The organism is Pseudoalteromonas sp. PAST1, from assembly GCF_021532515.1.
Classification (GTDB): domain Bacteria; phylum Pseudomonadota; class Gammaproteobacteria; order Enterobacterales; family Alteromonadaceae; genus Pseudoalteromonas; species Pseudoalteromonas simplex.
In genome coordinates this window covers 136658-146334 of sequence record NZ_JAKGBH010000007.1, presented here as the reverse complement: position 1 = coordinate 146334, position 9677 = coordinate 136658, and the positions used below count along the sequence as shown (strand labels likewise).

8 protein-coding genes are annotated in these 9677 nt (G+C 41.4%); 6 read left to right on the top strand and 2 right to left on the bottom strand.

Annotated features, from left to right (window positions below):
- Positions 1-108: 108 nt before the first annotated feature.
- Positions 109-1473 (bottom strand): mechanosensitive ion channel domain-containing protein, encoded by a 1365-nt coding sequence (locus L1272_RS23200; protein WP_235372917.1) that lies wholly within the window; start codon positions 1471-1473, stop codon positions 109-111.
- Between the two features lie 156 nt (positions 1474-1629).
- Between L1272_RS23200 and L1272_RS05380 the strand changes: the two genes are divergently transcribed.
- Positions 1630-2178 carry an HdeD family acid-resistance protein gene (locus L1272_RS05380; protein ID WP_054551794.1) on the top strand — a complete coding sequence of 183 codons (549 nt, stop codon included), beginning with the start codon at positions 1630-1632 and terminating at the stop codon, positions 2176-2178.
- Between the two features lie 22 nt (positions 2179-2200).
- Here L1272_RS05380 and L1272_RS05375 read toward each other — a convergent pair whose 3' ends face one another.
- Positions 2201-3073, bottom strand: coding sequence for a mechanosensitive ion channel family protein (locus tag L1272_RS05375; protein ID WP_054551795.1), 873 nt, complete (start codon positions 3071-3073; stop codon positions 2201-2203).
- A 198-nt stretch (positions 3074-3271) separates the two neighbouring features.
- Here L1272_RS05375 and L1272_RS05370 point away from each other — a divergent pair, with 198 nt between their 5' ends.
- From L1272_RS05370 to L1272_RS05350, 5 genes are all read left to right on the top strand, one after another.
- Positions 3272-3481 (top strand): hypothetical protein, encoded by a 210-nt coding sequence (locus L1272_RS05370; RefSeq protein WP_138616917.1) that lies wholly within the window; start codon positions 3272-3274, stop codon positions 3479-3481.
- Between the two features lie 217 nt (positions 3482-3698).
- Positions 3699-5837, top strand: coding sequence for a M3 family metallopeptidase (locus L1272_RS05365; RefSeq protein ID WP_194441708.1), 2139 nt, complete (start codon positions 3699-3701; stop codon positions 5835-5837).
- Between the two features lie 147 nt (positions 5838-5984).
- Positions 5985-7412 (top strand): amidohydrolase family protein, encoded by a 1428-nt coding sequence (locus L1272_RS05360; protein ID WP_235372916.1) that lies wholly within the window; start codon positions 5985-5987, stop codon positions 7410-7412.
- Between the two features lie 98 nt (positions 7413-7510).
- The gene (locus tag L1272_RS05355) at positions 7511-8368 is read left to right on the top strand and encodes a carboxylate/amino acid/amine transporter (protein ID WP_054551798.1); all 858 of its coding nucleotides are present in this window, start codon (positions 7511-7513) and stop codon (positions 8366-8368) included.
- A gap of 35 nt (positions 8369-8403) precedes the next feature.
- Positions 8404-9633 (top strand): glycerophosphodiester phosphodiesterase family protein, encoded by a 1230-nt coding sequence (locus tag L1272_RS05350; protein ID WP_235372914.1) that lies wholly within the window; start codon positions 8404-8406, stop codon positions 9631-9633.
- Positions 9634-9677 lie beyond the last annotated feature (44 nt).

The following is a 9677-nucleotide window of genomic DNA, read 5'->3' as shown; positions in this document are numbered from 1 at the left end:
GAGGATCTGTAATTGAATTAAAATGTTTCAGAAAAGTAGTGCTCATATTTATGCGACCAAGTAATTATTATGCCTTGATCTGATCACTACTTGCTCTATAAGTTCAATTTATAATGATCTTGCCGTGGCATTTGCTACATAAATGACAGAGCGGTCAAGGGTTCGGATACGCGTGGCTCTTAAGCCTATTTCTTCCACAGTCCCCAACTGACTGCCAAATTTACATAGATTACCTATTTTTACCGGCGCAGAAATATAAAGGGTGATTGCAGCAATGATATTCTCAACAGTTTTTTGCGCTGCAAGGGCAATAGCAAGCCCACCAATGCCTAAGCCAGCTAACAAGGTAGTAGCATTAAAGCCTAAATTTTCAAACCACATAAATAGCAATGAAATGACAATCAGAGTTTTTGCTACATTGCTTATAGGTCGTAATAAGAAAATCGCTTGTGGCTTATCTTGTTTAATAAAACGCTGGCTTAATCTGTGTTTGGCAAGATCCACAGCACGTAAACAAATCCAACCCCACGCAATTAATAACACAGTTGCGCCATGGAATAGCGCCATTACAGCAATAGTGACATTTGATTGGTCGTTCAATGAACGCGCCATAAACACAGCAAGTAACAGGCTAATTGGCCCATTAATAAAACCAATAACGTCATTTTCTACAGGTACTTTCAAATGTGCTAGGATAAATGTAATTAAGCGAGTAATGATAATCGCGACTAGCAAAAACAACACAAATGAGAAGGCAAAATAAATCCATTGCCAAAGCATCACCCCCAAAAATTCGATGTCTGGCAGGTTATCATATAGCCATTCACCTACTTTGTTATAACCATACTCTTTGGTGAGTAACGGTATTTGACTTACCGTTGCATTTGATATTTTCCAGATCCGATTATCTGTTTTATCATCAGGTACTAGTTGTAATAAAATTTGTACCTTACCTTGTGATGTACTGATTTCCCCCACCAAATCACGATAGCTAGGCACACTTTCTTTTTGTTTACCTTCAGGCTTATTACTCAAGTTATCAACATCAACCCATAAGGTACGATCCAGTACCACTGATAAATTTTCAGCAAGTTGAATTTTTCCTAATGCCTCAACTTCTTTAGGTAAGTTACGATAATCAAGATAATGGCTGGCCAGTTCAAAATCGCGAGCGCGAGCCGCTTTTAAGTAACCCTGCATTGAACTACGTGGCGTTATCCGGTCAAAGGCATCATAGGGCAAGTCATCTTCGAGAGGTTCCTGCGCTTTTTCAGCTGTTGCAGGTGTATTGGTTTCTGATTCTTGTTTGACGGGCTTTTGTTCGACTTGTTCTTCCTTGCTGTCTTTTTCAATTAAGGATTTAACGGTCACTTCTGGTGTGGTTGTTGCCCATAATGGCGCGTTAAACAACAGTAAAAAACACACTAATAATTTACTAAATTGTAATGAAAACTGGGTATTACAACGGCTCACGCTTTATTCCTTGTTAGATAAACATTAAATCGCTGAAATATTCAGCTAATTAAATTAGAGCATGGTTTGTGTAACTGTACAAAAAATAATTAAAAATCTTTGCAAGTAAGCGCTGAGATGTTAGTTATATAGAGACTAAAGCAAAGGAAAACGATAATGCAGATTTCAAGTTCACTCATTCCTCATTGGTCGTCATTGATGATCCATGGCGCCATTGCCATCGTTTTTGGCTTGTGTGGTTGGTTTGCCCCAGAAGCTTCACTAGCGATTCTGATGTTTATTTTCGCCGCTTACTTTTTTGTCGATGGTGCCATTAGAACTTGGTTAGCTATTGCTTCAAAAAATGAAAACCCACTTTGGTGGATGCTATTAGTGGGTGGTTTGATTTCAATTGCTGCTGCACTTGTAACCCTGTTTGCTCCCAACGTAACGGCTATCTTAATGCTCTACTTTATTGCCGCATGGGCCATTGCTATCGGTGTAATTGAAATATTGATTGCGAGTAAACTACGTAAAGAGATTAGTAATGAGTGGCTGCTAATTGGTAGCGGTATTATTTCAATAATCTTTGGTGGCTACCTGATATTTAACCCAGGCGCAGGCATAATCACCCTCCTGTGGCTAGTAGCAAGCTATGCAATCGTGTTTGGCATAATGATGGTGTTACTTGCTTTGAAGCTGAAAAAACTCAATGAACAAGCATAAAAAAGCGGCTTAGCCGCTTTTTTTATTTTTGGCTGTTACGCCTTGTTAAAGCAATTTCACCATCAATATGAATATCGCGCTGCGGGAATGCGATAGTAATGTTGTTTTCAGCAAATACTTTATAGATGCTAAAACGCAGCTCACTGCGCACTTGGCGAAGCGGTGCTTCTGATTCAGCACATACCCAGAAAATAGCGCTAAAAGTTAAAGAGCTATCAGCAAAGTCATCAAACAATACTGACGATGCAGGTGTTTTTAAAATGGCTGGATGCTCATTAAGAATTTGCTTCATCAGCTTTTCAACCAATACCACATCTGAACCATAAGCAACGCCAACATTTACAAACGAACGAGCATTACGGTCAATTAAGGTCCAGTTAGTTACCGTGTTTTCTAATAAATGGCTATTAGGTACCAGCATATGCACACCATCGTTACGACGGATACGGGTTGAACGGGTATTAATAGTCTCGACAACCCCTTTTGCTGTACCTACTTCTAAAAAGTCACCAATACGAATTGGCCGCTCCCACATTAATATCCAACCACTAATAAAGTTATTAATAATGTTTTGCGCACCAAAACCAACACCGATAGCAATGGCACCAGAAACAAATGCAAACGCCGTCAGAGGAATATTGAGCACCTCAAGCGAGGTAAACACGAGCACAGCAATAGTAACAACAAGATAAATACGCGTGAACAGGTGAACTGTGTCAGGACCTAGGTTTTTTGCCTGCAATGCTTTTTTAATTAATCGACCAATCCAGGTGACCACAAACCACATTAAAAACAGTACCAAAGGTACTTGAATTACTTTTAGTACAGTAATTTGCACATCGTTGTAGGTGAACAAGACAAACGATAGTGCAGATTGCAGATCAGCAAGGGTCATAAATTAACATTCCTAGTAAAAAATGAGTTTGATTCAGTTGTGACTAAGTTTAGCACGGCATAATAGGTGAAAACTTGGTAAATACTAAGTTCTTTATGCGCAATATGCGCTAATTATTAACTATTTTAGACTACAGCTGCTATATACATAGAGAGAGCTTGAAGTTTCACAGGCTTTGAATAGCACGAGGAGAACACAATGTCACAAATGACGCTCACACAAAAACTTGCCACTTTACAACCCTTGGTCGATCTAAACTTATTTGAATCAAGTTTAGAGTACCGTAACCGCATCTTAAACTTACTTGCTGAGCAAGAACACTCACTGACTTTAATTAACAAAGAGTTTGGCAACGCTATGCCAGAAAGCTTTGGCTCAGAGAAAAAGTTTGTGTTGGGTTACAACTAACCTATGGTGATTTATTACCAACAAGATTTAAACTGGCAGCTAGTGCCACTTTTTACTTAAGTGAGCCATTAAAACAAAATTGATGGCTTTTTACGCACATTTATCCCCTCCATCACATTATTTGCGTTCAAATTCCCCATTCAGACGACAAACTTGATTGTTTCTAGCCAAAAATTTGATAAGTTAGAAAAGATTTATCCACATTTTTGGAGCTCTCATGCGTAAGACCTTAGTAGCAACTACGATTGCTAGTGTGCTTTTATTATCTGCTTGTAGTTCACAACAAGCCGACACTCAAACTCAAGTTGAAACTGCCGCTGAAACACAAACAGCTAATGTTGAAAACGTTCTTTTCAAGCCAAGCCCTTTACAATACATGGCCCCTGAGTTTGATAAAATTTCTACCAAAGATTACGAGCCAGCGTTTGAAGCAGGCATCGCACAGCAAAAAGCTGAAATTGCAAAGATTGCAAACAACCCAGAACCAGCAACATTTGAAAATACCCTTGTTGCTATGGAGTACTCTGGTGAGCTATTAGACCGCACGTCAGCGGCATTTTTTAATCTATCGGGTTTAATCTCTGACAGTGAGTACCAACGTATCGCCGCGAAAATGGCGCCGATTATGTCAGCTCACACTGATGACATTTACTTAAACAAAGCTTTATTTGCTCGCGTACAAAGCATTTACGACAACAAAGCGTCTTTAAATGCTGAAGATCAACGTCTTGTTGATTACTACTACAAAAAGTTCGTAAACGCAGGTGCAAAACTAACTGAAGCTGAAAAAGCAAAAATGCGTGAAATCAACGCAGAGCTTGCCAAGCTTTCAACTGAGTTTTCACAAAACATCTTAAAGTCATTCAAAGAAGATGTGATTTTAGTTAAAGATAAAAGTGAATTAGCGGGTTTATCTGAAGGTGAAATTGCAAGCCTTGCAGCTGCTGCCAAAAAAGCAGGTAAAGAAGGTTACATGATCACACTGGTGAACACGACTCGCCAACCTATCTTACAAAGCCTTGAAAACCGCAAGCTTCGTGAAAAGATTTGGACAACGTCTTCAACGCGTGCACAAGCAACAAACAGCCCTATCATCATTAAAGAAACTAAGCTACGTGCAGAAAAAGCAGCATTACTTGGTTATAAAGACTGGGCTTCGTATGTAATGACTAACCGTATGGCGCAAACAACTGAAAATGTTTACGGCATCCTTGATGACTTAGCACCGAAAGCGGTTGCTAAAGCAGAAGCAGAAGCAGAGCAAATCCAGCAAGTAATCAAAAAGTCAGGTGAAACGTTTGCACTTCAACCTTGGGACTGGGCGTTTTACGCTGAAAAAGTTCGCCAAGAGAAGTACGACTTAGACCCAGCTTTAGTTAAGCCTTACTTTGAAATGCAGTCAGTGATCCACGACGGTCTATTCTTTGCGATGAATAAACTTTACGGTATTACCTTTAAAGAGCGTAAAGACCTACCGGTTTATCACGAAGACGTCATGGTGTTTGAAGTATTTAACGAAGACGGTAGCGCTATCGGCCTATTCTACATGGACCCTTACGCACGTGAAGGTAAACGTGGTGGTGCCTGGATGAGTGCTTATGTTAGCCAAAGCGGTCTTAAAGACACTATGCCTGTGATCTACAACGCACAGAACATTCCTAAGCCAGCTGAAGGCCAACCTACACTCATGACTTTCTCTGAAGTAACGACTATGTTCCATGAGTTTGGTCACGCTGCACACGGTTTATTCTCTGATGTTAAATACCCAAGCTTAGCGGGTACAGCCACTGCTCGTGACTTTGTTGAGTTCCCTTCACAAGCACACGAAGACTGGAATATTGAACCAACAGTACTGGCAAACTATGCCAAGCACTACAAAACAGGTGAACCAATTCCAAAAGCGCTTTTAAATAAAGTACTTGAGTCACAAAAATTCAACCAAGGCTTTGATACAACTGAGTATTTAGCTGCGGCACTGCTTGATATGGAATGGCACTCATTTGGTGTTGATGCTGACATTACAGACGTTCAAAAGTTTGAACATGATGCATTAGACAAGCACGGTATTGCTTACTACCCAGTACCACCACGCTATAAGTCTTGCTACTTCAGCCACACCTTTGCCGGTGGTTACTCAGCGGGTTATTACGCTTACCTTTGGACTGAAGTATTCGCAGCAGATGCGTTTGCACACATGACCGAAGAAGGTGGCTTAACACGTGAAAACGGTGATAATTTCCGTAAAGAGATTTTATCAAAAGGTAACAGCCGCGACTTAATGCAAAGCTACATTGAGTTCCGTGGTCAAAAACCAACAACAGACGCACTATTAAAGCGTCGTGGTTTAGTTGAATAATCACACTGTTGTTTAGAGTATGAGGGGCAACCCTCATACTTTTTAAGTATCAATTAAATTTTCACCCCGCTTTTATTCCTATTCACCTCAAAGTCGTTGTCAGTTAACTCGTTTTTGCTAATCTCAAAGAAAAACACGAGCTCACACATGAAAAACGCTTTACTTTTAGGACTTTGCTCAGCATTAGCTGCATGTTCATCAACCCCAGATGAGCGTGCCGATATCGTGATAGAAAACGCCCAAATTATTGATATGCAAACTGGGGCTATCGCAACACAGCAATCTCTTGCCATTCGCGATGGAATTATCATTAAACGTAGCGATAAATCTTTAAGTAGCCACTATCAAAGCTCAACATTGATTGATGCCAAAGGTCAGTATGTCATGCCTGGTCTATGGGATATGCATGTTCATTTTGGCGGTGGTGATGAGCTTATTGAAGAGAATAAACAGCTCTTGCCACTGTATTTAGCTTACGGCGTAACGACTGTTCGTGATGCTGCGGCTGATTTAAGTGAATCTGTACTTAGCTGGCGAGAACAAGTAAAACAAGGTCAGTTAGTGGGGCCAACTATTTTCACCTCAGGCCCGAAATTAGAAGGTAAAGGGTCTATTTGGCCTGGTGATTTAGAAGTAGAAACGACTGAAGAAATGCATGCTGCAATGGATCTGTTAGACAGCATGGACGTTGATTTTATCAAAATTACCGACAGCGCTTTAACGCCTGAGCTTTATCTAAAGGCAGTAAAAGAGGTTAAAAAACGGGGTTACCAAATTTCGGGGCATATTCCATTTTCATTGTCTGTGACTGATGTCTCCAAGGCGGGGCTTGATGCTATTGAGCATATGACCTATATGCTTAAAGCTGCGGCTAAAAACGAAGCGGATATTTCTGCAAAGGTTGCCTCAAAAGAGCTGAGCTATCGCACTGCGCTGCCCATTATCACCGCGCAGTTTGATGAACCAACAGCCATTGAGAAGTTTACGGTTCTTGCTAACAACGACACCGCCGTGGTGCCAACCTTGATTGGTGGCAAAATAACGGCTTACATTGATGAAGATAATCATCAGGACGATGCCTATTTAGATTATTTAGGTAAGGGTTTAAAAGCGACTTATCAATGGCGAGTTGATAGAGCTAACAAAGACACCCCTGCACAAATCAAACAGCGCAAAGAGCGTTTTATTAAAACCGCACAGTTACTCCCTATCGCCCAACAAGCAGGTGTGAGCATTATTGCAGGCACAGATGCAGGCTTTTTAAATTCGTATATTTATCCGGGGCTTTCTTTACACCAAGAACTGAGTATTTTTACTGAATATGGCCTAACACCACTGCAAACGCTGCAAGCTGCGACACTTGCGGGGCCTAAATTTTTAAATAAACAACAGCAATACGGTGCCCTTAGTGAAGGCAAAGTAGCGGATCTCATTTTGCTTTCAAAAAACCCGCTTATTGATATTCGTAATATACAAACGCTAAAGGGTGTTGTCTCGCACAGCACGTTTTACGATAGCAACGCACTTGAGCTTTTAAAGCAACAAGCCAAAGCCTTTGTTGCCAGCCAACCCTAACCCCCCCATTGCCCATGACCGCGTATTATCCGTCATGGGCAATTTTAATTTTCAGCCATCTCATATACACTGCCCTTTTTGCACATAACTCGAATAACATGACCTACTTATTTGCTGTAACCCTGCTTTGGGCTTTTTCGTTTAGTCTTATTGGTGTCTATTTAGCAGGCCAAGTGGATGCATGGTTTAGTGTATTAATGCGTATTGGCTTGGCAACTTGCGTATTTTTGCCCTTTTTACACTGGCGTAAAACTCCTAAAGCCTTAGCCCTAAAGCTCATGGCTATTGGCGCAGTACAACTTGGTGTGATGTACAGCTTCTATTACCATTCGTTTTTGTACCTTAGCGTGCCCGAGGTACTGCTATTCACGGTAATGACGCCACTTTACATCACTTTGTTAAACGATTTGCTTGAAAAACGTTTTAATGCCAAGTTTTTATTCGCCGCATTACTGGCTATTTTAGGCGCCGTTGCTATTCGCTATGAAGGCGTCGATGAGAACTACCTTATTGGTATGTTAATGGTGCAGGCTGCCAATATTTGCTTTGCCACTGGGCAAGTAACCTACAAACGTTTAATGCAAGATGAGCAGCTCCCCCACTCTCGGGTGTTTGCTTGGTTCTTTATTGGCGCTTTAATTGTCGCACTGATTTGTTACGGTTTATTTGGGGATACCAGTAAGCTACCCACCACAACGACACAATGGGGCGTGTTAATTTACTTAGGCACGATTGCTTCAGGGCTTGGTTATTTTGCTTGGAATAAGGGCGCGACCATCGTCAATGTAGGTGCCTTGGCCGTAATGAATAATCTCCTGATTCCAGCAGGGATCATCGTTAACATTGTGATTTGGAATCGTGATGCCGATATCATCAAGCTTACCATCGGCGCAGCGATTATCTTATTAGCACTTATTATAAATCAGAAACTTAATAAAACTGCCATGGAGCAATGATAGGCTAAACTCGATTAGATTAGAGGAATGCTGTTATGCGCACACTGGTTTTATGTTGTTTAGTTTTCATTATTCAAGGTTGTAAAAGTCTGCCTGAGGAGCAGGCAGTGCAAGTGGGTGCTAGGCCTTACTATTTAATCGACAAGATGACAGATGGACCTTTAAAGCAGCAACTTGCGACATGCGCTAATGGCCCTTTCTATAAAACTGATTTTGTAATTGGTCATCGCGGTGCCCCCATGCAGTTTCCTGAGCACAGCAAAGAGTCATATTTAGCCGCTGCAAGAATGGGCGCTGGCGTACTTGAATGTGACGTCGCCTTTACTAAAGACAAACAACTCGTGTGTCGCCATTCACAGTGTGATTTACACACCACTACCAACATTTTAGCGATTCCTGAGCTCGCTGCAAAATGCAGCCAACCTTTTACCCCGGCCAAAGACGGCCAACCAGCTCAGGCTAAATGCTGTACCAGCGATATCACCCAAGCTGAGTTTTTAACCTTAAAAGCTAAAATGGATGGCGCCAATGCAAATGCCAAAACCGTCGCAGAATATATGCAAGGTACACCAAGCTGGCGCACTGATTTATACGCAAACAGTGGCACTGTTATGACCCACCAGCAAAGCATTGAGTTATTCAAATCACTGGGTGTAAAAATGACACCCGAGCTAAAAAGCCCAGAAGTTAGCATGCCATTTAACGGTTTTAGCCAGCAAGATTATGCGCAAAAAATGCTTGATGAGTATCGGGATTTAGGTGTGAATAGCGATGATGTGTATCCGCAATCATTTAATCTTGAAGATGTGAAGTATTGGCTAAACAATCACCCTGAATTTGCGAGCAACAGTATTTATCTTGATGGCCGAGATGAGCAAGCAGACTTTGATGCGATGGATGAAACAACTTGGCAGCCATCAATGCAGGCTCTGTATGACGATGGAGTACGCATTATCGCACCGCCAATGTGGATGCTTTTAAGCCTTGATGAGTCAGGTGCAATCGTGCCATCGCTTTATGCTATTAAAGCTAAACAAGCCGGACTGAACATCATTACTTGGAGTTTAGAGCGCTCTGGTCCATTAAATAATGGCGGTGGTTATTATTACCAGTCGATTGCCCGTGTAATTAAACAAGATGGGCAAATGATGAAAGTGGTAGACGTCCTTGCTAAGCAAGTGGGTGTGATGGCTATTTTCTCTGACTGGCCTGCTACTCTTACCTATTACGCAAGCTGTATGCAGTATCCTGCCTCAGAGAGTTAACTGAGCATCAATAAATTTCAAGGGCTTTTACTCGTCCAAAAGGT